Source organism: Tropicibacter sp. S64 (assembly GCF_049803835.1).
Classification (GTDB): Bacteria; Pseudomonadota; Alphaproteobacteria; order Rhodobacterales; family Rhodobacteraceae; genus Pacificoceanicola.
This window is the reverse complement of record NZ_JBNAGK010000010.1, coordinates 17407-42881: the sequence shown is the minus strand read 5'-3', so window position 1 is coordinate 42881 and position 25475 is coordinate 17407. Positions and strand designations below refer to the sequence as shown.

Below are 25475 nucleotides of genomic sequence, written 5' to 3'. Positions count from 1 at the left end.
ATGTCCGACCGTTTCGACTGCTTCGTTGTCTTTGCCGAAATGCGGACGGGGTCCAACTTCCTGGAGGCCAACCTGAACGCCATGGCGGGCATCACCTGCCACGGAGAGGCCTTCAACCCGCATTTCATCGGCTACCCGAAATCGGACGACATCCTCGGCATCACGCAGGAGGAACGCGACTTCGCGCCGGAGCGTCTGCTCGAGGCCATCCGGACGCAAACGCCCGGCGGCATCGGCGGTTTCCGGTTCTTCCATGACCACGATCCACGGGTGCTGGAAACCCTGCTGACGGATGCCCGGATTGCCAAGATCATCCTCACCCGCAACCCCGCGGACAGCTATGTCTCCAAGAAGATCGCGCAGGCGACGGGGCAGTGGAAACTGACCAACGTCAAGAAACGCAAGGACGCGAAGGTGCACTTCGACGCGGCGGAATTCGAGGCGCATCTGGCCGACCTGCAGGCCTTTCAGGTGACCCTGATGAAGGCGCTGCAAACCACGGCGCAGACGGCGTTCTATGTCGACTACGACGATCTGCAGGACGTGGAGGTGATGAACGGGCTGGCCCGTTGGCTCGGGGCGGCGGGCTCGCTCGACAGCCTGAATACCGCGCTGAAACGGCAGAACCCGGAGCCGGCGTCGGAGAAGGTGCACAATTTCGAGGAGATGGCGACAAGCCTCGCCAGGCTTGACCGCTTCAACCTCTCCCGCACCCCGAATTTCGAGCCTCGGCGCGGGCCGGTGGTGCCGACGTACATCGGCGGGGCGAAGACGCCGCTGCTGTACATGCCGGTGCGGTCCGGGCCGGAGACGGCGGTGACACGCTGGCTTTGCGGACTGGACGGGGTGAAGCCGCGTGACCTGGAGACCAAATTCACGCAGGCGTCGCTGCGCGAGTGGAAACGCATCCGCCCCGGTCACCGCAGTTTCACTGTGGTCCGCCATCCTCTCGCCCGGGCGCATGAAGCCTTCTGCTCGAAGATCCTGACCACCGGCGCGGGTAGCTTTGCCGGCATCCGCAAAACCCTGCGCCGCGCTCACGCCCTGCCGATTCCGGAGGGCGAACCGGGCAGCGACTACGACGCCGCCGCGCATCGCATCGCGTTCACCGCCTGGCTGGACTGGGTCAAGGCGAACCTCTCCGGCCAGACCGCCGTGCGCGTGGATGGCCATTGGGCGACGCAGGCCCAGTGCATTCAGGGCATGGCGGAGTTCACCCTGCCGGACATGATCGTGCGCGAAGACGAGATGGAGGGTTACCTGCCCGCGCTGGCCATGCAGGTCGGCCACCCGGCACCGCAAGATCCGGAGCCCGTGCCGACCGCCGCGCCATTCTCGCTTGCCGAGATCTACGACGACCGGATCGAGGCGCTGGCGCGGGAGGCCTATCAGCGCGATTACATCATGTTCGGATTTGACGACTGGTCATGATCAAGGGGGCGTGATCGCCCCCTGTCCGTGCAAAAAGCCGCGCTTGTCAGGGTCAGGCGGCCTTCACCGCCTCGAATTCCGTCAGGATCGTGTAGAGCGTTCCCGCATCGCGGTTTGCCCGCAGCTTGGCGCAGAGCGCCTGATCCCGCAGGGTGCGGGACACCAGCGCCAGCGCCTTCAGGTGCTCGACACCGGCATCCTCCGGCGCAAACAGGGAAAAGATGAGATCGACCGGCTGACGGTCCACCGCATCGAAGTCGATCGGGCTTTCCAGCAGGATGAAAGCCCCGGCCACTTCTTCAAGCCCGGGCAAGCGCGCATGGGGCAAGGCAACGCCATGCCCCACGCCGGTGGGTCCGAGCAACTCGCGCTCCATCAAGGCCTCGACCGTCGCCCCGGCGGACAGACCATAGGCGCTCTCCGCAAGTTCGGCGACGTCATGCATCAGCCGCTTCTTGCTGGAGACCGCACTGACGACTTTCACGGCGCCAGGTTTGAGGAGATCAACAAACTTCATGCTTTGCCTGTATACTCGACCACCGTTTTACATTTTCTTTACGCGGTCGGCTGCCGGATCATGGATCGATCCAGCCGATGTTGCCGTCCTCGCGTCGATAAACGACGTTCAAGCCATCCTTCTTTTCGTTTCTGAACACCAGGACAGGTGCCCCGGCCAGTTCCATCTGCATGACCGCCTCGCCCACCGAAAGAGACGGGATCTTGGTCTCCATCTCGGCCACGATGATCGGCTGCAACGAGTCCGGCTCCTCGGCGTCGATGCCGGAATCGGATGCGAGGATATAAGAGGATGCTCCGAGAAGTTCAACGGGTTCCGTACGGTCCTTGTGATGGTCCTTCAGGCGGCGCTTGTACCGGCGCAGCTGTTTGTCCATCTTCTCGATGCATTCGTCGAAGGCCGCGTAGATCTCCGTCGCATGCGCCTTGGCCGACGCATTGAGGCCTGTCGAAAGGTGGATCACCGCCTCGCAGACGAATTCATGTGCGCTCTTGGAAAATATGACGTTCGCATCGGTCGGACGCTGGGAGTACTTGTCCAGCATTGCGCCGGTTTCGGTCTGGACGTGCGTCTGCAGGGCTTCGCCCACGTCGATCTGCTTTCCCGTTATCTGATAGCGCATGGTCAGTCCTTTTCTTGTTATCACCGGCACACACAACGAAACCGGCCCGCGGAGGACCCGGTGATCGGAATGCTGGTCAGGGAAGACAGGCCGTGGCGCGCGATGGACATGACCGTCCCTCGGAAGTGAGGGAGACGTGGGTCAGCCATTGAGCGAAACGGCGTGTCATGGCTTCATTTGAGTAGAGATTGCCCCCGGCTGTCAATGGAAACCGGACAGAGCCACACGCCAATTTTTGGTGAAATCGCCGGAAAGCCGGTCAACTCATGCGGAAGCTGTCACCAAGGTAAACCCGCCTGACATTCTCGTTGCGCACCACGTCCTCCGGCGTGCCGGACATCAGGACATGCCCGTCATGCAGGATATAGGCGCGATCGACGATCTCCAGCGTCTCGCGAACGTTGTGATCGGTGATCAGCACCCCGATACCCCGTTTCTTCAGATCGGCCACGAGGTGGCGAATATCCCCGACGCTGATCGGATCGACCCCGGCGAAGGGTTCGTCCAGCAGCAGGTATTTGGGATCGGCGGCAAGGCAACGGGCAATTTCCACCCGGCGCCGTTCCCCGCCGGACAAGGCCAGCGCTGGCGCTCGGCGCAAGTGTTCGATGGAAAACTCGCCAAGCAGTTCTTCCAGCCGTTCCCGGCGGCGCAAACGATCCTTTTCGGAAATGTCGAGAACCGCGGCGATGTTGTCCTCGACACTGAGCCCGCGAAAAATCGACATTTCCTGCGGCAGGTAGCCGATACCGAGCCGCGCGCGACGGTACATCGGCAGGTAGGTCGCGTCGCGACCGTCGATCAGCACCTGTCCGGCGTCCGGGTTCACAAGGCCCGCAATGGCATAGAAGGAGGTTGTCTTGCCCGAGCCGTTGGGCCCGAGCAGCGCGACGACCTCGCCCCGGTCGAGCGTCATGGTCACGTCGCGGATCACGACGCGCTTGCGGTAGCTCTTGCGCAGATGCGTGACCTTGAGGCCGCTGCTGCCTTCCGTGACTGTCAGCTCTGGGCGGGCCATCACTGGTTGCCCTGTTGCAGCACCGTACGCACGCGCCCCGTCATCTGGGCCGACCCGGTGTCGAGGTTGACCACCATGCGCTCGGACGTCAGAGCGTTCGGCCCCTGCGTCAAAAGCACGTTGCCGGTCATGGTGACGTTGCCGCCTTCGATGTCATAGTCGGCGCGCTCTGCCTCCGCCGCCTCCTCCCCGCTGACGAGAGTCACACCGCCGGTGGCTTCCAGCCGGTCGATCCTTCCCTGCGCTTCGGAGTAGACCACAAGCACCCGCGGCGCGGCGAGGCGCATGTCGCCCTGCACGATCACCACGTTGCCGGTATAGAGTGCCGTGCCGTCCGCCTGGTTCACCGACAGTGAATCCGCCGTTACTTCGACCGGCGCACTGGTGTCCTGCTGCAGAGAGCCGAACTTGACCGAAGTGCCCTGCTGGGCCTGTGCAACAAGGGGCATCCCCGCAACCAGCAGGGCCATGAAAAATCGTTGGATCATGTGGCAGCACTTTCTCAATCTTGCGGGGTATATACCAGCTTTACGCCATCCGTGAATAGCAGTTGCACGTCGCCGCCCTCACCGACCGTCTCGATCCGCATCTTTCCGGCTTCCAGCGTTCCGAGCGGCCCTTCGCCCTGGACCGGGCCACCGCTTTCCGCTTCGATCCGATCGACGGCGGTGCCGAGGTTTTCCGTCATCAGAACGTACCCGGTGGAGCTCTCGATCCGCACCCCGCCGGTCAGGTCCGCCCAGGTCCCTCCACCGCGCACGATGGCGTGCAGAGCCGTCAGGTTGATCTCGCTGCCGCTGGTCATCCGCATCCGGGCCGTCAGGTCTTCCGCCCGGATTTCGCCGTCCGATTCCGGCACCGCCGTGCGCGCCGTGAGCGTGAGCATGTCGCCGTTGTCTGTCGTACCCGCGAAATACGGCGCACTCACCTGCTCGCGGTTGGTGCCATCGCCGATCCTGTCGCCCGCGTAAGGCATGTTCAGGGTCTGGTCCGCGCTGCGCGACAACAGGAACAACGTGGACAGCAAGACAAGCGCCGCGAGCGGCAGCAGGATCTTGAGCCACGCAATGACCCGCGAGTACAGCCCGTCACCTCGTGCCATGCCCTATGCCTCCGTTGCGTCAGGCATGGGCAAAGATGTCCGTATCCGGCCATCCTTCGAGGTCCAGCATCGCCCGCGCCGGCAGGAAATCGAAGCATCTCTGCGCCAGGTCCATCCGGTCTTCCCGCTCCAGCATGCCGTTCAGGACATCCCGCAGCCGGTGGAGATAGAGAACATCGGACGCGGCATAGTCGAGCTGCGCCTTGGTCAGCACTTCAGCACCCCAATCACTGGACTGCTGCTGTTTCGAAATGTCGACCCCAAGCAGCTCCTGTGTCAGCGCCTTGAGCCCGTGGCGGTCGGTATAGGTCCGGACAAGCCGGCTGGCGATCTTGGTGCAGTAGACCGGCGCGGCAAGGGCGCCAAACGCGTTCCGGAGCGCCGCGATGTCGAACCGGCCGTAATGAAAGAGCTTCAGCACAGCCGGATCGGTGAGCAGCCGGGCGAGGTTCGGAGCTTCCGTTTGTCCCCGGACGATCTGCACGAGATGTGCGTGCCCGTCACCGGCGGACAGTTGCACGACGCACAGCCGGTCCCGGTGCGGATGCAGCCCCATCGTCTCGCAATCAATCGCGACCATGGACCCGAGATTGAGGTCGTCCGGGAGGTCGCCCTGGTGAAGATGATTGGCCATGGTGCCCCTTTCGACGCGAAAACGATCGGACCGACATACGCCGCGACCTGCGCTCTTTCAACTCCCGCTCCGGCCCGGGGCCTGCCACATTTCGCCGATCAGCATACCGAATATGGCGCGATTCTTTCGAATTGGGGCCTGAATGTGGCGGGCTTCCGGCCTGATTCGGGCAGGGCGTCTCACGGCGTTTATAACATTGTAATATTTCGTGAGGCCACGCACTCGCCTTGGAAGTGTCGCGCGGCGGATGGCCCCGGAACGGGGAAGTCCGACGGCTGCCTGACCATGCGTCCCGTCGGCGGTCCGGCAAGTGTGATGCACATCACAGCCAACCCGCAGCCCGACTGTTTCCATCCTGACAACCTGCGCGGCAAGGCGGCGCTGCGATGCAGAAAAAACAGGCACCGATGCATTCTGTTTCCGGCAATTGTTTCTGCTATGACAGGAAATCAAGGGGGCAGCGCAGCAAGATTGTTGACGTGCCGCAGTACAGCGGGCAGCCGCGTTGAGCCTGCTTCGGGACGAACCAATCCCTTTGAAATGCGGGGACTTGTCCCGCGCAAGATCGCAATTCTCGCCGAGGTCGCGCCACCCCGGCCAGGACACGCCGAGCCCCGCCCACAAGCAAGATCAACCTTAAAGTGTGCGAAAAACTATCGGTTGACGCATCGCAGCGCCGAAAGGCATAAAACCGATGTCGGGCAAATGTGACTAAAGTTTGTCAGACATGAGTTTAAGGCACTGGGGGTTGGTGCTCCAATTTTGGGAGTGATGAAAGGTCTGCCGCATCGGTTCGGATAAACCACCGGGATCGGCAAAACACTGGACAGCGTGACAGGAACGGTATCGGCAACAGCGGTGCCAGGCATGTCTTCGACAAGGTGGGAAGGTCTTTCAAGTTTCCGTCGATGTGTGACTTTCAGGAGGTCAACTTGACATTGCATCTACGCCAGCCAATGCCGACCGCGCGGATCGAGGCCCTGATCGACGAGGCCCTGCTGTCCAAGCCGCGCGCCCCGATCTACCGCAATTACGTGAAGCGCGCCTTCGACGCGTCACTGGTTCTGCTGGCCGCTCTGCCTGTTCTTCTTGTCCTGTTGCCTGTCGCCGCGCTCATCGCGCTGGACGGCTCTTCGCCGCTGTATTTCCAGAAGCGCGTCGGTCGCAATGGCCGGATCTTCTACATGTGGAAGTTGCGGTCCATGGTGCCGAATGCCCATGCGTTGCTCGAAGCGTATCTTGATGCAAACCCCGAAGCCCGGGCCGAGTGGGACCGCGATCAGAAGCTCAAGAACGACCCCCGCATCACCCGCATCGGCCGTATCATCCGCAAGTCCTCGCTGGACGAGCTGCCCCAGCTGGTGAACGTGCTCAAGGGCGATATGAGCCTGGTTGGCCCGCGTCCGATGATGGTCGAGCAGCAGGACCTGTACCCGGGCAGCGCCTACTATGCCCTGCGCCCCGGCATCACCGGCTTCTGGCAGATTTCCGTGCGCAACGAGTCCAGCTTCGCCGAGCGCGCCAAGTTCGACACGAAGTACCTGCGCAAGGTGTCCCTCAAGACCGACATCGCCGTGATGCTGCGCACCGTGACCGTGGTGCTCAAGGGCACCGGCCACTGATCTCTCTCTCTCTACGTTTCTCTCACCCGTAGAATGAAAGCCCTGCCGATCCGGCGGGGCTTTTCATTTGTGGGTGACCTCCGCGATCATGCACTGCCGCCCGTCCGAGCCCCGCACCCACATGTCCTTGCCGTTCCGGCAAAAGGTGGCGGTCTCGGTATGCATCAGGGGTGCCGTTGCGCGGAACCGGAAGGTCTGGACAGGCGCCTCGCGCTCCGCCAGAAGCAGGAGCTTCTGCGCAAGCAGCGGGCCGTGAACCACGAGGCCCCGATACCCTTCCACATCCCGGGCATAGTCCAGATCATAGTGGATGCGGTGCCCGTTGAAGGTCAGCGCGGAGTAGCGGAACAGGAGGGTTGAGGAAAACGCCGCCGCCTCGGACCCGGTTTCGTCGGTCCGGGCGATCGGGGCCTGTGACTGCGGCGCGTCGGGGTCCGGGTCCTCGCGGTAGACGAGGTCCTGCAGTTCGGTCACGCAGAGCGTTCCGCCCTGGTGGACGTCATGCTTCACGGTCACGAACCCAAGCGGCCCGGTGCGGCCCTCTTTCCTGCTGACCGAAGCCACGGTGCTCACCTTCTCTGCCGGAATACCCGCCCTGAGCGGCGCGTGGAACGTCAGATGGCCGCCGGCCCACATCCGCCTTGGCAGCCCAAGGTCAGGGATCAGCCCCCGCCCCACCGCCGGATGCCCGTCCCGGCCCAGCGCTCCCGGCGGCTTCGGCTCCCAGAAATGGATCTGGTGGAAGAACGGTGGCAGAGCGTCACCGGCGGCAATGTCCGGTGCCAGACCCAACGCAACCTTCAGCGCATTGGCCCGGGCCGGGTCCATGACATCGGTTTGACGGCTTTCCGTGATGGGCGCATCATCCATGGGCAAGTCTCCTTTCCCGCAGGTTATCCCTTCCATGTCAGCCGCCGTCCAGTCCCTCGACCATCTCGTCCTGACCATCACCGATCTGAACGCCACCTGTGCTTTTTACGAAGGGCTCGGCATGCAGCGGGAAACGTTCATCGCCAGCGATGGCGGCACACGCACGGCGCTGACCTTCGGGACGCAGAAGATCAACCTCCATGTCGCCGGCAGGGAGTTCGAACCCAAAGCCCGGGCCCCCCGGCCAGGCTCGGCTGACCTGTGTTTCCTGTCGGAGACCCCGCTGAATGCCTGGCTGAGTCACTTCGAGACCAAGGGCATAGAGATCGAAGAAGGACCGGTATCCCGCACCGGCGCCGCCGGACCGATTTTGTCGATCTATGTCCGCGATCCGGACGGCAACCTGATCGAGATCTCCAATCGGATCGAGAAGGCCGGTCCCTGACATCTGATCCACAGGCGCGTTGACGCGAGGAGCACGGCAGCGAAGTCGTCTGAGCCGATTTCACGGAGCAGGTTATGGCTTTTCGACCGTGTCCGAGCTCGTTGACATCTCGCTCGACGAGGATGGACGTCCGATAGAGCTCCGAGTCTTCAGAGCGGTTCCTTTGGCGGTCGCGCTGCGTGGGGATACCGCCGCGCCCGACAAGCGCCGCGATCAGCCCATAGGTTGCACGGGAGGCACTCGCGCGGTCCGCGACCGTGTCGCCGGGCGCGAAATGGGCCGGAAGTCGATCCCCGGTCCAGACCCTGTGCCAGACCTAGACTGCAACCAGCCCGATGATCACGCTGACAGTCAGGATGCTGGCCGCCGTGGAGAACAGGATCGACGCCGAGACCCTTTGCGGCGCGACACCGTAGTGCTGCGCGAGGATGAAGATGTTGCCCGCCACCGGCAAAGCCGCGGCGGAGACAATGACCGAAGCCTTGTAGGCATCGACCGGAAAGAACAGGAAAGCTCCCGCCGCGACAAACAGGGGATGCAGGATCAGCTTGGCGAACGACAGCCACGCCGCGATCTGCACCCGCTCCGCCGACTTCGACGCCAGCGAAGCCCCGATGGCGAACAGCGCCCCGGGCGTCGCCGCCGCGCCGAGGGTCGTCAGAAAGGAATTGACCACTTCCGGGACCGGAATGGCGCTGGCGGAAATACACAGGCCGATGGCAATCGACACGATCATCGGATTTTTCAGAAGGCCGATGAAGACCGTCCGGACCACGCGGATTCCCTTCACGTTGCCCCGCGTGCCGGTCACGAGGATCGTCAGCAGCGTCGAGAATACGATCAGGTCGATGGACAGGATGAGGATGATCGGCCCCACCGCCGCCTGCCCGAGCAGCACGGCAAGCATCGGAACGCCGAGAAAGCCAGTGTTGCCGATGGCGGCGCATTGCGCCTCGATGGCGGCGGTCGCCGCGTCCAGCCGTCGCCAAAAGGCCACGGCCATCGCGATCCCGTAGGTGAATGCCGTACCCCAGAGATACGCCGCCGCCAGCATCGGGTCGAATATCTCGGAGAAGCTGAGGTTCGCCGAGAATCGCAGCAGCATCGCCGAGAGTGCGAAATAGAACACGAACTTCGTGATGTGCGCCGCCGCTTCCTCCGGGAAGAACCGGGCCTTGGCGGCTCCGTACCCCAGGCCGATCAGGCCAAAGAACGGCAGGGTCTTGAGGAATATCTCGAGCATGCCGCCAGATTGCACGGCGCCCCGTCGGCGTCAACGCGGCGCGGCCTCATCCTCCGGGTCGATGCGTTTGGACACGGGGCCTTGCCCGGAATCGCGGCGGCGACACTGAAATCCGCAAGGCGCCCGCCCATCGATTGATCGGGTTTACCCTGCCGTGTTCAGCCCTGCGGTCGCTCCGCCCAGCCCGCGAAGATCCGTTCCAGCGCCACCACGCAGTAATAGAGCAGGATGCCCAGAACGGCGAGCGCGATGAGCACCGCGAACATCAGCGGGTAGTTCGAGTTCGTCTGCCCGGACAGGAAGAGCGCCCCGAGTCCCCGTCCATGTGGCGAGATGATCTCCACGAGGTTGGTGCCGATGAAGGCCAGCGTCACCGAGACCTTCAGCGCCCCGAAGAACTCCGGCAGGGTCTTGGGCAGGGCGATCTTGCGGAAGATCGTCAGGCGGCTGGCCCCCAGCGAACGCAGGATGTCGCGATACTCCGGCTCCAGCGTCGACAGACCGATGCCGACCGAGACGGCAATCGGGAAGAAGCTGATGAGAAAGGCCATCAGCACCGTGTTGAAGTTGTGCTGACCAATGAACAGCAGTGCCAGCACCGGCACGAGGGTCGCCTTCGGAATGGCGTTGAAGCCCACCAGCAACGGGTAGAGGCCATCCCGGGCGATCCGGGAAAAGCCCATGACCATGCCGAGCGCGGTGCCGAACAGCACGGCGAGCATCAGGCCCGCAACAGTGCGCCAGAGCGTCTGCCAACTGCCGATCAGGAACAGGTTCCAGAACTTCGCGTAGGCTTCGGGCAGGTCGGAGGGCGAGGCCATCACGTAGTTGGGCCAGCCGTTGACCCAGACCAGCCCTTCCCAGAGCGCGAGGAAGATCAGGATGGCGAGGACCGGAACGGCAATCTTCTGAAACGTCTGCATCAGTGCATGGCCTCCGGCTCGCGCCCCTGGGCGATCTTGATCTGGTCCCGCAGGGTGTGCAGCATCTCGGCGCATTCGGGCGTGTAGAGCCCGTCCAGTTGCCGCACCCCCCCGTCGCCCGGATATTGCACATCCAGCACGAATTGCGTGGTCGCCGGGCGGCCCGAGAGCACGATGACCTGATCGCCGAGATAGACGCTTTCGCGCAGGTCATGGGTGATGAGCACCGCCGTGAACGGCTCCTTGGCGCGCAACGCGTGCATGGTCTGCCACAGGTCCTCGCGGGTGAAGGCATCCAGAGCGCCGAAGGGTTCGTCCATGATCAGCACGTCCGGCTTGTGCACGATGGCCCGGCAGAGCGAGGCCCGCTGGCGCATACCGCCGGACAACTCCGAGGGGCGCTTGGTCTCGAACCCTGCGAGACCCACAAGCGTCAGAAGCTCCATGGCCCGCTCGACCCGCTGTGCCCGGGGCATCCTCGGCGCAACGATCTCCAAAGGCAGTATGACGTTGTCCAGAATGGTCCGCCATTCGAGCATGACAGGGTTCTGGAAGGCCATTCCCACGGTATTGCGCGGCGATTTTACCCGTTCGCCATGCAACCACACCTCGCCCGTATCGGGCTTCATCAGCCCGGCCACCAGTCGTGTCAGCGTGGACTTGCCACAGCCGGACGGGCCGACCACGGCGGCGAACTCGCCTTCCGGCACGGCGATGGTGAGATTGTCCAGCACGGGCAAAGGCCCGTTCGGAGTCTTGTAGGCGTGGGTGACGCCCTTTATTTCGATGAGATTGGTCATGTGCGTGACCGGGTGCCGACGGCGCAGGCCGGCACCCGGCAACCCTTATTGCAGCATACGCGCGTCAGCCGCGGGCAGGTAGCCGTCGTCGAAGTACAGCGCCGCATCCGGCTCGGCGGTGAAGGTATAGACCGATTTGGTCTGCTCGATGGCCGAAGCCATGCGGTCGGCGTCGATCCCGCCGAGGCCATTCGCCTTGACGAAATCCGTCAGCACGTTGGCGTCGATGGCCATCTGCAGGCGCTCGGTCTCCAGGTCTTTGTCCGCCGCCGGATTGCGTTTCAGCAGCGCGTCCACGGCGGTCGCCGGATCGGCAATGGCGTCTTTCCAGCCCTCCGCCACGGCCCCGAGGAAGCCGGTAATCACGTCCGGATTGGCCTTTGCGTAGTCGGTGTTGACGATGATCGCGTTGCCGTAGAGGTCGACACCATGGTCGGCCATCAGGATCACGCTCAGATCATCGGCGGGCACGCCGAGGCGCTTGAGATTCAGCGTCGAGGAGAAGGAGAAGCCGGTCACCGACGCCACCTTGCCCTCCGCCAGCATCGGCTCGCGCGTCGGGAAGCCGACGGGTTCCACGGTGATGGTGGCCATGTCGAGGCCGTTCTCCGCGGCGAAGATCGGGAACTGCGCCCAGGCACCATCCGGCGGCGGCGCACCGAGCACCTTGCCGGCGAGGTCGGCGGGTCCTTCGACGCCCAGCGACTTGCGCCCGACCACCGCGAACGGCGGCTTGTCGTAGATCATCATCACGGCAGTCACGGGTGCACCCGGGTTCTGGTCGAGAAACCGCATCAGGCTGTTGATGTCGGCAAACCCGACCGGATAGGCGCCGGTGGCCACTTTCGGAATCGCGTCGAGCGAACCCTGCCCCTCGGTTATCTCGACCGTGAGGCCCGCGGCGGAAAACAGGCCTTCGTCGATGGCGAGGAAGTACGGCGCCGAGGGTCCCTCGAATTTCCAGTCGAGCGCGAAGGGCACGCTGGTTTCTGCGGACACGGCGGTGAAGGACAGCGCGGCGGCAGAGGCCGCGAACGCTGCGGGAAGGATGCGGTTGAACAAGGGTTCCTCCTGGGTTGGACCCTTGGAATAATCCCGTGCCTCGTGGCCGAGGAAACGCGTTAAACCACTTTGATCCTGCTCCGTCGTCGCGCGGCGTTCGTCCGCTCAAAACATGAGCATGCTGCCAAATATTTAATCACACTGAAAAAGAACGATCATTCCCCGGCGACGGGAAGCGCCCCGCTCTGCGCGACACCACGACTTACCGGCAAGGCTCCTGCGCTTCGGCGTTTCCAATCGCCCAGCCAGGCGATAAACCAGAGCGCCAGGATCCCGGCGGGAATGTACAGCCACGGGACCATGGTCACGCCTTCGAAAAAGGCAAACACCGCCTGCCCCGCCAGCGCCAGCAGCGTTCCGGCGGAGAACACGAGCAGCCCCTGCCGCCCCATCACGCGCAGCGGCTCGGCCCAGGCCATGCCGGTCAACCGCGTCACCACCGGCAAGCAGGAAATCACGTAGATCAGCGCCAGCGCATGCAGAAGCCGCAGCATCGGCAACCAGGTCTTCTGGTGCGAGGTGATGTGGAAGGGAAACCCGAGATCACCCAGCCGGGCCATAGTCTGGTTCATCATCTTGCCGAACTCAGGCACTAGCCGCCAGGCGAGAACCACCAGCAGCCACCCGAGAGCCAGCGCGAATAGCGGCCTGGTGACCGGGACAAACCGTCTGCCATCACGCAGCGCCATGCCGGTCAGCAGGCCGATGGTGAAGATCAATTGCCACGAGAACGGATTGAAGAACCAGCCACCCGGATTCGGATAGGCCGGGATTTGCAGCCGGATCAGCCCGGTGACGAACCACAGCAGGACAGAGGCGCCAAGGACGGGCATCGGGTGCCGCATCCCGACAACGATGACCAGCGGCGCGACGAACAGCAGCACGGAATAGGCGGGCAGGATGTTCACGTAGCCGATCTGGTGCCCCAGTAACGGTATGCCGAGCAGCGCCTGCTGCGTATTTTCGAACACCTGCCGCAGGTTGTTTTTCGTCAGCAGGTCGTCCAGCCCGAAGGCCTCGGCAGCGAAGGCGAAGATGGCGATCCCCGCGACGGTCAGGAAGATATGGGTCAGGTACAGCACCCAGGCGCGTTTCCAGACCGGCGCGATGCCCTGCCAGAGTCCCTGCTCCGGCCAGTTGAGGAAACGCCCGCTGTAGGCCAGCCCGGCGGCGATGCCCGACATGGCAAAGAAGCTCTCCGCCGCGTCGGAGAACCCCCAGTTGCGCAGCGTAAGGCCCTCGTACCAGTTGCCCGGCACGTGATCGACGAAGATCATCACCAGAAGGAGGCCACGAAAGAAATCGATCCGGGGATCGCGGGGGCGTTTGCCCATGGGTCTTGTCTCTGTAGCCAAGGGGTCAGGCCGGGGCATGGCTGCCTCCGGCAACGGGTCTGGAGGCGGATGTGTCCGCCGTGATGCCGCTGTGCCAGCGGGCATGGATTGCGCGGTACACGGCGACGACATCCGGGACGTCACGGTCCTCCGGAACCTGGAAGACACCCGGCCCGACAGGCTGCGACGACCAGGAGATCAGCAGCGGCGCGGCAATCATCGGAACCGTGACCGGCAGCAGCCAGACCAGCAACTCCGGCGCGAACCGCCCTGTCGCGGCCAGCGCAAGCACGCCGGTCACAACGATCCAGCCCGACGCCCGCGCTGCCTCGGCGAGGCTCAGAGCGCCCTCGCCCCGCGCGTTAGCGGGCCAGCCGCCGTCCTGCCCGGAAAGGACCTGCAGCACCGCGCGGGTCTGGTACATCAGCATGATCGGCGCAAGGGCGGAGGTCAGGAGAACCTCGCAGACGACGGACAGCAGGCTCCGGCCCGCGCCGCCGAAGGCCCGCGCCCGGCCCGTCAGCGCGGACTTCACCCAGATCGCCAGTTTCGGCATGACCAGAAGCCCGACGATCCCCAGCGCCAGCGCGGTGATCTCGCGGCTTCGATCGGAGGGGAAGACCGGGAACAGCTGGTACGGGTCCGGGAAGTAGTCCGGTTCCGGCGCCAGCACCGTACCGAGCGCGCTGCTGATCAGGAAGAGCGCCCAGAGCAGGGAGACGAGATAGGCAAAGATACCCTGCACGAAGACGAACCGGCTCCACATCGCCAGCCCCGGCGCGGGCAGCAGGCGCAGGTGTTGCAGGTTGCCCTGGCACCAGCGGCGATCGCGTTTGGCATAGGACAGGACATTTTCCGGCCCCTCTTCATAGGAGCCGACGATGGTGCTGTCCGCCTCGACCCGCCAGCCGCCCCGCGCCAGAAGCGCCGCCTCGACATAGTCGTGGGACAGGATATGCCCGCCGAACGGGGGCTTGCCGCGAAGTTCCGGCAGACCGCAGGACTGCGCGAAGGCGCGGACACGAATGATGGCGTTGTGCCCCCAGTAGGGCCCCGTCGCCCCCTGCATCCGCTCCAGCCCGCGCGTGAAGACCGGCCCGTGAAAGGCAGCGGCGAACTGCATGGCCCGGGCAAAGACGCTGCGCGATCCGACGATCTGCGGCAAGGTCTGCAACAGGCCGAGGCGCGGGTCCGCGTCCATCCGGGCGATCATCCGGCGCAGTGCGTCTCCCGACATCAGGCTGTCCGCGTCGAGCGTCACGGCATAGTCATAACCGCCACCGGAGCGGCGGATGAAATCCTCGACGTTGCCCGCCTTGCGGCCCCGGTTCTCGGTCCTGTTGCGATAGAAGATGCGCGCCGCGCCTTGCGTTTCCGCGATCAGCATCCGGAAGGCAGCCTGCTCCGCCGCCTGCGCCTGCGCCGCGCGGCTGTCCGAGAGGATGACGATGTCGAGCGCGAGCTCAGCGTCGCGGATGGAGCGGTCCATGGCCGCGATGCGGGCGAATGTCGCCACCGGATCCTCGTTGCAGATCGGCACCAGCACCACCGTTGCGGCCCCGGACACCGGCCCGGCGGCGCTTACAGGTGCCTTGCGCGGCCAAATGCCCGCCAGCGCCAGCGCCGCACCCCAGGCGAGCCAGCCGGTGGTCAGCAGGATCAGCCCGCTGCGGATCGCGTCCCAGACCTGGAAGCCGTCCTGCAAGCTGGCATCCGCGACCAGCGTCGCCGCCCCGAGCGCCGCTGTCGCCGCGAACAGGAGCGCCAGCACCCGCACCCGGAGCGTTGCGGCGTCCGGGGCGATATGAGTACGGGATGTCACGAGAAAGATCCTGCCGGTGTCAGATCCGCTGACCCGGCGTCAGCAGCCGGATCAGGAGGCCAAGGTCAAACCGGAATGCGGGACGCTCCAGCACCTGGCACGGCATGTCCAGCGGCGCCTCCCGGGGAGCCCAGCCCTGCGGATCTTCTGCAATCGCCACCGATACGGTGTGGTCTTCGTACGCCATGTCCTTCATGTGTTCACCCACTGGTAAAGCCATGTCTCGCTCAGGGTCCTGCCGTAGCCGTTCAACGCCGCCTGGATCTCCATCGAGCTGTCATCGCCCTGCGGCACCGCCTCGATCACCAGCCGCCACAGATCGGTTCCAGCAACCGGCGAGACGATAGCCTGGGCCAGCGTGCCGCGCATGACGGTCACTTTCGGTTCAATCTCCGCCTCCGGAGAAAGTTCCCCGAGCAGGCCGCCTTCGAAGTCGATGACGAATTTTTTCCGGTCCGTCGTGCCCTCAACCCCGGCAACGCCGCCTTTTCCGACACGGGTGCGCAGGATTCGGGCACGTTGTGAAGAGCGGTCACCCTGCGGTGCCAGCCCCCAGTGCAGGCGGTATGACAGCTCGAAACTGTCGCCCGCTCGCACCTGCGCGGCGGGCACCCAGCACGCGACGATGTTGTCGTTGCCTTCCAGGTCGGAGGGGATTTCCAGCAGGCGGACGCTGCCTTCGCCCCAGTCCCCCAGCGGTTCGACCATCAGCGAGGGACGCCGCTCGTAATGCGCCTGCGCGTCGAGATACTGATCGAAGTCGCGCTCCCGCTGCACAAGACCGAAGGATGCCGGATCGTGCGCCCCGAGATACGAGTTGCCGAGCCGCCCCGGGTTCACCAGCGGCCGCACATAGGTTTCGCCGCCACGGGTGTTCAGGATCAGGTGATCGCTGTCATGCACCGCCGGGCGGAAATCGTCGAAGTTCCCCGGATCGGCCCCGCCGAACAGGAACATGGAGGTCAGCGGCGCGATGCCGAGCTGCTGCACAGTCTCACGCATGAAAAGCCGCGCGGTGACGTCGACGGTGGTGGTCTCGCCCGGCGTCAGGACGAAGCGGTAGGCGCCGGTGACCGAGGCGGAGCGCAACGCCGCATGCACCGTCACCGAGGCCGCGCCAGGTGCGGGCCGGTCGATCCAGAAATCGGTGAAGCGCGGGAACTCCTCGCCATCGGACATGCCGGTGTTCACCGCCAGCCCGCGCGCCGACAGGCCATAGACCGTATCCCGGGCCAGCACGCGGAAATAGCTCGCCCCGAGGAACGCGCAGAGCTCGTCGTAATGGTCGGCGCGGTTGAGCGGCGTCATCAGCCGGAACCCGGCAACCCCGGGCATCTCGAAATCACCGGGGATGTCGGTCTTGACGTTGGTGTAATCGAAGTCCGCCGTGGAGAACCGCATCGGGTACGCCAGACCGTCCACCACCTCGTTCAGGTGCACCGGCTCGTTGAACAGCCAGCCGAGGTGGAAGGCGTTGAGGTGGAACGGGGCGTTCTGCTGATCCGCCCAACGGGTGCGTTCGCGCAGGAAATGCACGCGCTGGTAATCGTCATAGGTGAACTCCGACAGAAACCCGCTGATCGTCTCCGCCGGTTTCGCGGGTGCTGCGGCCGCCGCGCGCATCTCGTCCGTCAGATCGTCGAAGGAAAATGCCTGCCCCGCAGGCATTGCACCTCCGTCCCCCTCGGCGAAGGCGGGACGGGGCAGCGGCAGGGCACTGACCGCAACCGTGGACAGCAACCCAGAGATGAACGCACGACGATTGCCGCACGCGCGAACATAGCGAATCGATTTACTCAAGAGGCAGCCTCAACTTCCTGACATAGCTGAGCAATCTGTCTTGCTGCATCGCGGAAATCAAGGCCACACGAAACACGCTCGCGTTTATTTGCTTGTCTGCATTGCAGAAATCGGCAGCGCGTCGCTCAATTCAAGCGCGATAGCGCTCGCGCCGATTGAAAGCGGCGGCCCGGCGCTCATGTCCTGCGTACCTTCGGAGGATTTCCGCCGCCGCACCGGGTGCCGGGCGCCTGCCGCACGCGGGCCGATCCGCCCGGTGGCACAGGCCCGGGCGACGTCGACGCAACCGCTTGAGGTCGCCCGGAAAGTCGGTCAGTCTCGCCAGGGACAAGGGGAGAACGCCATGCCGGAGCCATTAGCCGACGAGACCGCAGACATCTGGCTCCGGGACGCCACCCACCGAGCCCGCCTGATGCAGGACGCCCGCGACCAGTTCGCCTTCTTCCGCGCCAGTCTCGGTGATCGTCCCGGTTTCCACACGCTGGACTTCAACGGCGTTCCCCTGCCCGACACGGTGCAGGAATTGCACACGACGACGCGGCTGGTGCACTCCTACGCTCTAGGGCATATCTGCGGCGCGCCGGGATCGGCCGAGATGGTAGACCAGGGGCTCGCCTACCTGGCCAGCCATCACCGCGACAGTCTCCACGGCGGCTATCTCTGGGCGCTCGACGGGGACGCGGTCCACGATGGCCGCAAACTCGCCTACGGTCACGTCTTTGTCCTGCTGGCAGGGTCCAGCGCCAAGCTGGCCGGTCATCCGGACGCCGACGCGCTGATCGACGACGCCACCGCCATTCTGGACCGGCATTTCTGGGAAGAGGGTCCAGGCCTGTTCGCCGACGAGTGGAACCGCGACTGGACACCGTTCTCCACCTATCGCGGCATGAACGCCAACATGCACGGGGTGGAGGCGCTTCTGACCGCCTTCGAGGCGACAGGGCGCGAGAGCTACCTGAACAAGGCCGGCCGCATCCTCGAGTTCTTCCTCGGCCGCATGGCACCGGACTACGCGCACCGGCTCCCCGAGCACTACCACGCCGATTGGACCGTGGACCGGGATTACTCGGAGAACCCGATGTTCCGCCCGGCGGGCACCACGCCCGGGCATTCCTTCGAACTCGCCCGCCTGCTTCTGCAGCACTGGGACCTGGCCGGACGGCCCGGCCCCGGGGCACCGGAGACTGCACGCGCCGTGGCCTACCGGGCGCTGGAGGACGCCTGGCGCAGCGATGGCGGGCTGGTCTACACGCTGGGCTGGGATGGCAAACCGGCGATCCGGGACCGCTATTGGTGGCCGGTGACGGAGGCGATCGGGGTGCTTGCCGCGCTGATCAAGCTGGACCCGCGGCCCGAGGACGAGGCTTGGTATCGCCGTCTGTGGCAATTCGCCGATGCGCATTTCATCGACCACGCCCAGGGTGGCTGGTTCCCGGAGCTGGACGAGGACGGCACGCCCACCGGGCGGCAGTTCCTCGGCAAGCCGGACATCTACCACGCGCTGCAGGCCGACCTTTTCCCGCTGTGCACGGGCCTGTCCCGCCTGACGCAGAGCCTGCCGACGCTGAACGGCTGACCGTCAGACCGGCGGCGCGACGCTGTAGCCCACCGGCACCACGTCGACCGCCTGCGCATTGGCGGACCCGCCGGAGAGCCGCAGGTGCCCGACCACCGGGCTGATGTCGGCATAGTCGCGGCCGTAGCCGAGCACGATGTGATCGCTGCCGACCAGCGTCGCGTTGGTTGGGTCGTACTCGATCCAGCCCTGCTCCTGCCCGCACCAAGCCCGCACCCAGGCGTGCATGGCATCCGCGCCCTCGAGCCGTTCCTGTCCGGGCGGCGGGATGGTCCGCAGGAAGCCGCTGACGTAGCCCGCCGGAATACCATGAGCGCGCAACGCGAGGATCATGATGTGCGTGTAGTCCTGGCACACACCGCGCGACTGGCGGAAGGCATCGCGGGCGTCCGTGTCCACTGTAGTCGCCCGGGGATCGAAGGTCATACGCGCATGAAGCGCCTCGCCGATCCGCATGACGGCTCTGACGGTGCTCTCCGACTGGGAAACCACCTGCGCGGCAAAATCCGCGATCTCGGAGTTTGCCGTCAGGCGAGGCGACGGCCCGAGGAAATGCACCGGCGAGGCGGGGGAGACGTCACGCAACTCGGCGATCTGCGCGGGGAGGGCCTCCACCGCGGCGGACACGTCCAGCAACGCCTGTGTCGCCGCTACATCAACGCGGCAGGACATGCTCAGCACCATCTCGTCATGCGGCTCGAGATGCGAGACCGCGGTCACCGCATTGCCGAAGAAATCGAGACTGTCGCTGCGCTCGTCCGGATGCGGCGTGATCTCCAGCAGGACCGCCAGCACACGCTGCCGACCCGGGATCGATTTCGGCATGACGCGCAGCAGGTGGCGGCTGTTGCCGGCCGGGTGATCGTACCTGTGGGTGATCTTCAGACGGATGTCATACAGCATGGCTAGACCAGATGCGCCGCGCTGACGGCGTCGGAAAGAGTCCAGATGTCCTTGCGCAACCGCAGCAGGACCTTCGGCGTCAGATCCTCCACCCGATGGACCGCAAGGAAGGTTTCCAGCGTCAGCGCCTGCCGGGACACCTCGGTCAGGACATGCGTCCGCCCGTGCCCCGGCAGATCCTCGATGTGGCTGCGGGCGCGGGCGACGTGGTAGCGGATCGACCGGGGGTTCTGGTCGTCGATGCCGAGGATGTCGAGCACCGACAGCCGGTTGGCGAGAATCGAAAAGCGCGAGCGATGCGCGATCACGCTGTCGCCGATCTCCAGCGCAAGGTCGAGACTGCCATCCGGCGCGTCGCGGGCGGTCAGGTGGGCCATCACCTGACACATGTTAGAGGCCCGCTCGAGTGAAATGCCGAGGCTGAGGAAGCGCCAGCCGTCCGTGCGGTACATGTTCTCGTGCACGAGACCCGCGAACCCGGAGACCTGCCGCAGCAAAGCGCTGATCTCGCGTGGGATCTCCTCGGTCAGCGAGGCGTTGGCCTCCAGATTCTGCGCGTCCGCAACCAGCGTGCGCAGCGCCATCATGCCGTCGGGCGAAAACCGGTCGCCGACCTTGGAGGCGGCCAGCAGCGCCTGCCGGAGCGGGGCGCGGCACCAGTTGGCAATCGCTTCGAACTCCGGACCGACCCCGGCCATCAGCTTTTCCCGCTGGTAGGACGGAAACCAGGACGCCGGCGGCACGCCATCGCTGATCCGCGCGAAATAGCCCCGCACCAGCCGCAGGTTCAGTTCCGCCCGCTCGACGTAGCGCCCAAGCCAGAACAGGTTCTCCGCCGCCCGGCTGGGCAGGGTCGCGGTCTCCGCGATGCGGTCCGACGGTTGCGGCGTGCTGTCGAGCAGGCTCGGTTTCTGCACCGGCGCGTCGGATACCACCCAGACATCCGCCACCATGCCGCCCCGCTGCATGGCGAACGCCTTGGTATCGTGCCCCGCGCTGATCCGGGCATAGCCGCCCGGCATGACCTCCCACCCATCCCCGGTGCGACCAAGGAAGATGCGGATACAGACCGGGCGCGGCACCAGAGCACCGTCTTCCCATGTCGGGGTCGTGCTGAGCGTAATGGCCTCCTGCCCCACCAGCTCGCGCCCCCGGGTGCGCAGCAGCTCCGTGATGTTCCTGGCCTGCACGCTGTCGAGATCGGAGGCCAGCAGCGTGGTCTCCTGGTCCGACATCAACGGCGTGACGGAAAACGCCGAACCGACCATCATCCGCGCGCTGTTGTCGATGACATGCTCGCGCTCCGCCGGGGTGCCGCACCACCAGGTGGCGATGTTCGGGATCTTCAGCTCGGTGCCGAGCGTCTGGCGGGCGATCTGCGGCAGGAAAGCCATCAGCGCTCGCGTCTCCAGCACCCCGGCCCCGATGGCGTTCAGCGTCTTCAGCCGCTGGCCACGCAGCGCGTCGAGCAGTCCGGGCGTGCCGATCAGCGAACGGTGGTCGAGTTCCAGCGGGTCGACCATGCCGCTCGGCACCCGGTTCCACAGCAGGCTGATCGGTTTCGGCCCGTCCACCGTGCGCACGAAGGCCTTGCCGTTCTGCACGATCAGGTCCTCGCCCTCCAGCAGCAGCAGGCCGAGATAGCGGGCGATGTAGGCGTGCTCCGCATAGTTCTGGTGCATCGGACCCGGGGTCAGCACCGCGATCTCGCCCTCGCCCTTGCCGCGCATCCGGAACAGGTTGCGCTGGAACGACTGGAAGAACCCGGCGAGCCGGTGAATGTTCGAGCGGCTGAAGTAGTTGGGAAACACCCGCCCCATCGCCACGCGGTTCTCGATGGCGAAGCCGGCGGTGGAGGGTGCCTCGATCAGGTCGCTGATGACCCACCATTTACCGTCCGGGCCCCGGCCTAGCTCGAAGGACAGGAAGTTGAGGTAATTCACATCCCGCGGATGCACCCCGACCATGGGACGCAGCCAGGCCGGGTTCTGCGCGAGAATGGCCGCGGGGAGTTGCCCGGACGCGACCAGCGTGTTGGCCCCGTAGACATCGCGCACCACATGTTCGAGCAACTCCGCCCGCTCCACGAGGCCGGCCGAAATCTCCTGAAACTCCTGTTGGTCCAGCAGCACCGGAATATGGCTAAGCGGCCATTCCCGCTCCGACGACAGGGCGTCGTCGTATTGCCGGAACAGGATGCCCGCGTCGCGCAGGTACTGGTCGCCCCGGGCGAACCGTTTTTCAAGCTGCTGCGCGGTCAAGCCGGAAATGTGCTGGATGAACGACTGCCAGGCGGGCCGGACACGGCCCGCCGCGTCCAGCATCTCGTCCGATGTGCCCATCCGCCGCTTGTACGGCTTGAGCAGCATGGACGGGGTGTCCCGTTCCGGCGTCCCCATCGGTCAAAGCCCCGGACGCCGTCTGAGATCGAGCGTCATCGGGAACTCCGGATGCGGTGTCTCGCGCGGGGGCAGGTAGGCGCCGGGCGTATGCCCCAGCGCCTCGAACCGGCTCAGGCGGCGCGCCTCGGCCTCGTTGCCATTGACCGGGAAGGTGTCGAAGCTCCGCCCGCCCGGATGCGCCACGTGATAGCGGCAACCGCCGATGCTGTGCCCGGTCCAGGTATCATAGATGTCGAAGGTCAGCGGCGCGTCGACCTCCAGCACCGGATGCAGCGACATCGGCGGTTTCCACGCCTTGTAACGCACCGCACCAACGCGCTCGCCCGTCGTTGCCGTCTTGTGCAGCGGCACGCGGCGGCCATTGGCGGTGACGATGTACCGGTCGGGCGCGGCGGTTTCCAGCTTGACCTGCAGCCGCTCCACCGAACTGTCGGTATAGCGCACGGTGCCGCCGATGGCGCCAGTCTCGCCCATGACGTGCCACGGCTCCAGCGCTTGCCGGATTTCCAGCGTCGTACCCTCGTAGGTGACCTCGCCGCAGAACGGGAACCGGAACTCCGCCTGCGCCTTGAACCAGTCCGCTTCCAGCGGCAGATCGTGCGCGCGCAGGTCCGTCAGCACCTCAAGGAAATCCTCCCAGATGAAGGCGGGCAGCATGAAACGGTCATGCAATGCCGTGCCCCAGCGGGTCAGCGGCGTGCTGATCGGGTCTTCCCAGCAGCGCAGGATGATGGCCCGCAGCAGCACTTGTTGCGCAAGGCTCATGCGCGGGTTCGGCGGCATTTCGAAACCGCGGAACTCGACAAGGCCGAGGCGGCCGGTGGGGCCGTCGGGCGAATACAGCTTGTCGATGCAGATTTCCGTGCGGTGCGTGTTGCCCGTCACGTCGATCAGCGCGTTGCGGAGCAGCCGGTCGGTGAGCCAGGGCGGCGGCACCATGCCCCGCTCCGGCGGCCAGATCTGGTCCAGCGCGATTTCCAGTTCGTAGAGCTGATCCTGCCGCGCCTCGTCGATCCGCGGCGCCTGCGACGTCGGGCCGACGAAGGTGCCGGAGAACAGGTAGGACAGGCTCGGGTGCCGCTGCCAGAACAGGATCAGGCTCTTGAGCAGGTCCGGGCGACGCAGGAACGGGCTGTCGACCGGGGTCGAGCCGCCGAAAACCACGTGATTGCCGCCGCCGGTTCCGGTGTGCCGCCCGTCGATCATGAACTTGTCCGCACCAAGGCGGCTCTGCCGGGCTTCCTCGTAGACCGTCTCCGTGGTCTCGACGCATTCTTCCCAGCTGGACGCCGGATGAATGTTGATTTCCAGCACGCCGGGATCGGGCGCGACGCGGATGACCTCGACGCGCGGATCGTGGGGCGGAGCGTAGCCCTCGATCAACACCTTGTGCCCGGTCTTCCGCGCGGCATATTCCACCGCTTCGACCAACTCCAGATAGTCTTCCAGCGTCTCCACCGGCGGGATGAACACGCAAAGCCGCCCATCACGCGGCTCGACCGACAGCGCGGTGCGCACGTAGCCGTCGATGTCGGGCATCAGGCTTTGCTGCACGATGGCCTGCCTTGCCGGGTCCTCGCGGCGGCTGGCCACGTCCTGCTCCCGGTCCGGAACCGCGGCCTCGAACACTGCTTCGTCGCGCAACCAGCTCTCCGGCAACGCCTCGCGACGGATCGTTGGGTCCTGCGGATTGATGAAGGGATAGGAAACCTCGGTCAGGTAGGGGAGCGAGTTCAGTGGCAGGCGATAGCCCACAGGGCTGTCTCCCGCGACGAGATAGACCTTGCCGCGCCGCAACTTCCAGACTTCCGAGAGCCAGGTCCGCCGCGCCTTCGTCTGCCAGCGCTGCACCGGCAGCACGTAGCCCGCCGGCGTGGTCAGGCCGCGCTCGAAGACACGGGCGATACGCGCCCGTTCCTCCGCATCCTTCAGCTTGGAATTGTCCGGACTGACGTTGGCGGGCAGGTTGCCCTCCTTGACGATCCAGTCCGCCGGGTCCTCCCATGCGGGCATGACGTTCTCGCCCGGCACCTCGATGGCGCGCGCGATGGCCTTGAGCAGCGCCTCGGCTTCCTCCGGCCCGACATCCTCATGGGTGTCTTCCCGCGCCAGCAGGTCCGGATCACGCCAGATCGGCTTGCCGTCCTTGCGCCAGTACAACGAGAAGGTCCAGCGCGGCAGCGTTTCGCCCGGATACCACTTGCCCTGCCCGTAATGCAGCAAGCCGCCCTTGGCGAACCTGGCCGACAGCTTTCGGATCAGCTTGTCCGCCAGCTTGCGCTTGGTCGGGCCGACGGCGGCGGAGTTCCACTCCGCGGCCTCGAAATCGTCGATGCTGACGAAGGTCGGCTCGCCGCCCATGGTCAGCCGCACGTCTCCGGCTTCAAGCCGTTTGTCCACCGCCTTGCCGAGCGCATTGAGCGCCTCCCAGGACGGCTCGGAAAACGGCTTTGTAATGCGCGGATGCTCCGCCGTGCGGATCACCTGCATGTCAAAGGAGAAGTCCACCTCCGCCGCACTCGCCAGCCCGGAAATCGGCGCGGCGTTCTTGTAATGCGGCGTGGCGGCCAGCGGAATGTGGCTCTCGCCCGCAAAGAGCCCGGACGTCGGATCGAGACCGACCCAGCCCGCGCCGGGCAGGAAGACCTCGACCCAGGCATGCAGATCGGTGAAGTCGTGATCGGTGCCCGACGGGCCATCCAGCGCCTTGAGGTCCGGCGTCAGCTGGATCAGGTAGCCCGAGACGAACCGCGCGGCGAGGCCGAGATTGCGCAGCGTCTGCACGAGCAGCCAGCTGCTGTCCCGGCAGGACCCGGCGGCCCGCTTGAGCGTCTCCTCCGGCGTCTGAACGCCCGGCTCCATGCGGATTTCGTAATTGATCTCCTTCTCGACGCGCATGTTCAGCGCCACGAGGTAATCCACCGTCGGCGTCGGCTCGCGCGGGATGGACTTGAGGAACTTCGCGAAGAGCGGCGTTACCGGCTCCTTGACGAGGTAGATGCTCAGATCGTCCTTCAGATCGTCCGGATAGGTGAAGGGAATCTTCGTCGCCTCCTCTTCGATGAAGAAGTCGAAGGGGTTGTAGACCGACATATCCGCCGTCAGGTCCACCTCGATCTTGAACTCCATCACCGGCTCCGGAAACACGAAGCGGGCCAGCCAGTTGCCATAGGGGTCCTGCTGGTGGTTCACGAAATGTCCCTCGGGCGAGACCTTGAGCGAATGCGAGATGACCCGCGTGCGCGAATGCGGCGCCGGTCTGAGCCGGATAACCTGCGGGCCGAGCGTCACCGGGCGGTCGTACTTGTAATGGGTAAGGTGATAGATGCTGGCGGTGATCGACATTGGC

22 protein-coding genes are annotated in these 25475 nt (G+C 65.2%); 4 read left to right on the top strand and 18 right to left on the bottom strand.

Annotated elements, in window-relative coordinates:
• Window positions 1–1431 carry a sulfotransferase family 2 domain-containing protein gene (locus ACP159_RS16155; protein WP_425100755.1) on the top strand — a complete coding sequence of 477 codons (1431 nt, stop codon included), beginning with the start codon at window positions 1–3 and terminating at the stop codon, window positions 1429–1431.
• A gap of 52 nt (window positions 1432–1483) precedes the next feature.
• Here ACP159_RS16155 and ACP159_RS16150 read toward each other — a convergent pair whose 3' ends face one another.
• The 6 genes from ACP159_RS16150 to ACP159_RS16125 all read right to left on the bottom strand — a co-directional run bounded on the left by ACP159_RS16150 (window position 1484) and on the right by ACP159_RS16125 (window position 5324).
• Window positions 1484–1948, bottom strand: a complete 465-nt coding sequence (locus ACP159_RS16150; protein ID WP_425100754.1) for a PTS sugar transporter subunit IIA — start codon at window positions 1946–1948, stop codon at window positions 1484–1486.
• A 58-nt stretch (window positions 1949–2006) separates the two neighbouring features.
• Window positions 2007–2570: a ribosome hibernation-promoting factor, HPF/YfiA family gene (gene hpf, locus ACP159_RS16145; RefSeq protein WP_425100753.1), complete on the bottom strand. Its 564-nt coding sequence runs from the start codon at window positions 2568–2570 to the stop codon at window positions 2007–2009.
• Between the two features lie 259 nt (window positions 2571–2829).
• The gene (gene lptB, locus ACP159_RS16140) at window positions 2830–3588 is read right to left on the bottom strand and encodes an LPS export ABC transporter ATP-binding protein (protein WP_425100752.1); all 759 of its coding nucleotides are present in this window, start codon (window positions 3586–3588) and stop codon (window positions 2830–2832) included.
• The gene (lptA, locus tag ACP159_RS16135) at window positions 3588–4076 is read right to left on the bottom strand and encodes a lipopolysaccharide transport periplasmic protein LptA (protein ID WP_425100751.1); all 489 of its coding nucleotides are present in this window, start codon (window positions 4074–4076) and stop codon (window positions 3588–3590) included. The genes lptB and lptA overlap by 1 nt, the downstream gene beginning before the upstream one ends.
• A 14-nt stretch (window positions 4077–4090) precedes the next feature.
• Entirely contained in the window at window positions 4091–4690 is a 600-nt protein-coding gene (locus tag ACP159_RS16130; RefSeq protein ID WP_425100750.1) for a hypothetical protein, read from the bottom strand.
• 19 nt (window positions 4691–4709) lie between these two features.
• The gene (locus ACP159_RS16125) at window positions 4710–5324 is read right to left on the bottom strand and encodes a ribonuclease D (protein ID WP_425100749.1); all 615 of its coding nucleotides are present in this window, start codon (window positions 5322–5324) and stop codon (window positions 4710–4712) included.
• A 932-nt stretch (window positions 5325–6256) separates the two neighbouring features.
• Here ACP159_RS16125 and ACP159_RS16120 point away from each other — a divergent pair.
• On the top strand, window positions 6257–6946 hold the full coding sequence (locus tag ACP159_RS16120) for a sugar transferase (protein WP_425100748.1): 690 nt from the start codon (window positions 6257–6259) through the stop codon (window positions 6944–6946).
• A gap of 63 nt (window positions 6947–7009) precedes the next feature.
• On the opposite strand, the gene ACP159_RS16115 is transcribed toward ACP159_RS16120, so the two are convergent.
• The gene (locus ACP159_RS16115) at window positions 7010–7816 is read right to left on the bottom strand and encodes an FAS1-like dehydratase domain-containing protein (protein ID WP_425100747.1); all 807 of its coding nucleotides are present in this window, start codon (window positions 7814–7816) and stop codon (window positions 7010–7012) included.
• A gap of 34 nt (window positions 7817–7850) precedes the next feature.
• On the opposite strand from ACP159_RS16115, the gene ACP159_RS16110 reads away from it, so the two are divergent.
• Window positions 7851–8261, top strand: coding sequence for a VOC family protein (locus tag ACP159_RS16110; protein WP_425100746.1), 411 nt, complete (start codon window positions 7851–7853; stop codon window positions 8259–8261).
• 316 nt (window positions 8262–8577) lie between these two features.
• Here ACP159_RS16110 and ACP159_RS16105 read toward each other — a convergent pair whose 3' ends face one another.
• From ACP159_RS16105 to ACP159_RS16070, 8 genes are all read right to left on the bottom strand, one after another.
• Entirely contained in the window at window positions 8578–9504 is a 927-nt protein-coding gene (locus tag ACP159_RS16105) for an AEC family transporter (RefSeq protein WP_425100745.1), read from the bottom strand.
• 158 nt (window positions 9505–9662) lie between these two features.
• Window positions 9663–10427, bottom strand: a complete 765-nt coding sequence (locus tag ACP159_RS16100) for an ABC transporter permease (protein WP_425100744.1) — start codon at window positions 10425–10427, stop codon at window positions 9663–9665.
• Complete coding sequence (locus ACP159_RS16095) at window positions 10427–11227, bottom strand: ABC transporter ATP-binding protein (protein WP_425100743.1); 801 nt, start codon at window positions 11225–11227, stop codon at window positions 10427–10429. Before ACP159_RS16095 ends, ACP159_RS16100 begins: the two co-directional genes overlap by 1 nt.
• 45 nt (window positions 11228–11272) lie before the next feature.
• Window positions 11273–12289, bottom strand: coding sequence for an ABC transporter substrate-binding protein (locus tag ACP159_RS16090; RefSeq protein WP_425100742.1), 1017 nt, complete (start codon window positions 12287–12289; stop codon window positions 11273–11275).
• A gap of 155 nt (window positions 12290–12444) precedes the next feature.
• On the bottom strand, window positions 12445–13623 hold the full coding sequence (locus ACP159_RS16085; RefSeq protein ID WP_425100741.1) for an OpgC family protein: 1179 nt from the start codon (window positions 13621–13623) through the stop codon (window positions 12445–12447).
• 25 nt (window positions 13624–13648) lie between these two features.
• Entirely contained in the window at window positions 13649–15445 is a 1797-nt protein-coding gene (gene mdoH / locus ACP159_RS16080; RefSeq protein ID WP_425100740.1) for a glucans biosynthesis glucosyltransferase MdoH, read from the bottom strand.
• Window positions 15446–15464: 19 nt separating this feature from the next.
• Complete coding sequence (locus tag ACP159_RS16075) at window positions 15465–15641, bottom strand: hypothetical protein (RefSeq protein ID WP_425100739.1); 177 nt, start codon at window positions 15639–15641, stop codon at window positions 15465–15467.
• Complete coding sequence (locus tag ACP159_RS16070; protein ID WP_425100738.1) at window positions 15638–17113, bottom strand: glucan biosynthesis protein; 1476 nt, start codon at window positions 17111–17113, stop codon at window positions 15638–15640. Before ACP159_RS16070 ends, ACP159_RS16075 begins: the two co-directional genes overlap by 4 nt.
• Window positions 17114–17588: 475 nt before the next feature.
• Here ACP159_RS16070 and ACP159_RS16065 point away from each other — a divergent pair, with 475 nt between their 5' ends.
• A complete protein-coding gene (locus ACP159_RS16065; RefSeq protein ID WP_425100737.1) occupies window positions 17589–18821 on the top strand; it encodes an AGE family epimerase/isomerase in 1233 nt (410 codons plus the stop codon).
• A 3-nt stretch (window positions 18822–18824) separates the two neighbouring features.
• Here the strand turns inward: ACP159_RS16065 and ACP159_RS16060 are convergent, their stop codons facing one another.
• Genes ACP159_RS16060 through ACP159_RS16050 form a run of 3 tightly spaced genes read right to left on the bottom strand, consistent with a single transcriptional unit; the run spans window position 18825 to window position 25471 of the window.
• Entirely contained in the window at window positions 18825–19724 is a 900-nt protein-coding gene (locus ACP159_RS16060; RefSeq protein WP_425100736.1) for a transglutaminase family protein, read from the bottom strand.
• Between the two features lie 2 nt (window positions 19725–19726).
• On the bottom strand, window positions 19727–22093 hold the full coding sequence (locus ACP159_RS16055; RefSeq protein ID WP_425100734.1) for a circularly permuted type 2 ATP-grasp protein: 2367 nt from the start codon (window positions 22091–22093) through the stop codon (window positions 19727–19729).
• A 33-nt stretch (window positions 22094–22126) separates the two neighbouring features.
• Window positions 22127–25471, bottom strand: a complete 3345-nt coding sequence (locus tag ACP159_RS16050; RefSeq protein WP_425100733.1) for a DUF2126 domain-containing protein — start codon at window positions 25469–25471, stop codon at window positions 22127–22129.
• Between the last annotated feature and the right edge of the window lie 4 nt (window positions 25472–25475).

Coding starts and splice junctions, on each gene's coding strand:
- ACP159_RS16155 (WP_425100755.1), top strand. CDS start 1: ATGTCCGACCGTTTCGACTGCTTCGTTGTCTTTGCCGAAATGCGGACG.
- ACP159_RS16150 (WP_425100754.1), bottom strand. CDS start 1,948: ATGAAGTTTGTTGATCTCCTCAAACCTGGCGCCGTGAAAGTCGTCAGT.
- hpf (WP_425100753.1), bottom strand. CDS start 2,570: ATGCGCTATCAGATAACGGGAAAGCAGATCGACGTGGGCGAAGCCCTG.
- lptB (WP_425100752.1), bottom strand. CDS start 3,588: ATGGCCCGCCCAGAGCTGACAGTCACGGAAGGCAGCAGCGGCCTCAAG.
- lptA (WP_425100751.1), bottom strand. CDS start 4,076: ATGATCCAACGATTTTTCATGGCCCTGCTGGTTGCGGGGATGCCCCTT.
- ACP159_RS16130 (WP_425100750.1), bottom strand. CDS start 4,690: ATGGCACGAGGTGACGGGCTGTACTCGCGGGTCATTGCGTGGCTCAAG.
- ACP159_RS16125 (WP_425100749.1), bottom strand. CDS start 5,324: ATGGCCAATCATCTTCACCAGGGCGACCTCCCGGACGACCTCAATCTC.
- ACP159_RS16115 (WP_425100747.1), bottom strand. CDS start 7,816: ATGGATGATGCGCCCATCACGGAAAGCCGTCAAACCGATGTCATGGAC.
- ACP159_RS16110 (WP_425100746.1), top strand. CDS start 7,851: ATGTCAGCCGCCGTCCAGTCCCTCGACCATCTCGTCCTGACCATCACC.
- ACP159_RS16105 (WP_425100745.1), bottom strand. CDS start 9,504: ATGCTCGAGATATTCCTCAAGACCCTGCCGTTCTTTGGCCTGATCGGC.
- ACP159_RS16100 (WP_425100744.1), bottom strand. CDS start 10,427: ATGCAGACGTTTCAGAAGATTGCCGTTCCGGTCCTCGCCATCCTGATC.
- ACP159_RS16095 (WP_425100743.1), bottom strand. CDS start 11,227: ATGACCAATCTCATCGAAATAAAGGGCGTCACCCACGCCTACAAGACT.
- ACP159_RS16085 (WP_425100741.1), bottom strand. CDS start 13,623: ATGGGCAAACGCCCCCGCGATCCCCGGATCGATTTCTTTCGTGGCCTC.
- ACP159_RS16075 (WP_425100739.1), bottom strand. CDS start 15,641: ATGAAGGACATGGCGTACGAAGACCACACCGTATCGGTGGCGATTGCA.
- ACP159_RS16070 (WP_425100738.1), bottom strand. CDS start 17,113: ATGCCTGCGGGGCAGGCATTTTCCTTCGACGATCTGACGGACGAGATG.
- ACP159_RS16065 (WP_425100737.1), top strand. CDS start 17,589: ATGCCGGAGCCATTAGCCGACGAGACCGCAGACATCTGGCTCCGGGAC.
- ACP159_RS16060 (WP_425100736.1), bottom strand. CDS start 19,724: ATGCTGTATGACATCCGTCTGAAGATCACCCACAGGTACGATCACCCG.
- ACP159_RS16055 (WP_425100734.1), bottom strand. CDS start 22,093: ATGCTGCTCAAGCCGTACAAGCGGCGGATGGGCACATCGGACGAGATG.
- ACP159_RS16050 (WP_425100733.1), bottom strand. CDS start 25,471: ATGTCGATCACCGCCAGCATCTATCACCTTACCCATTACAAGTACGAC.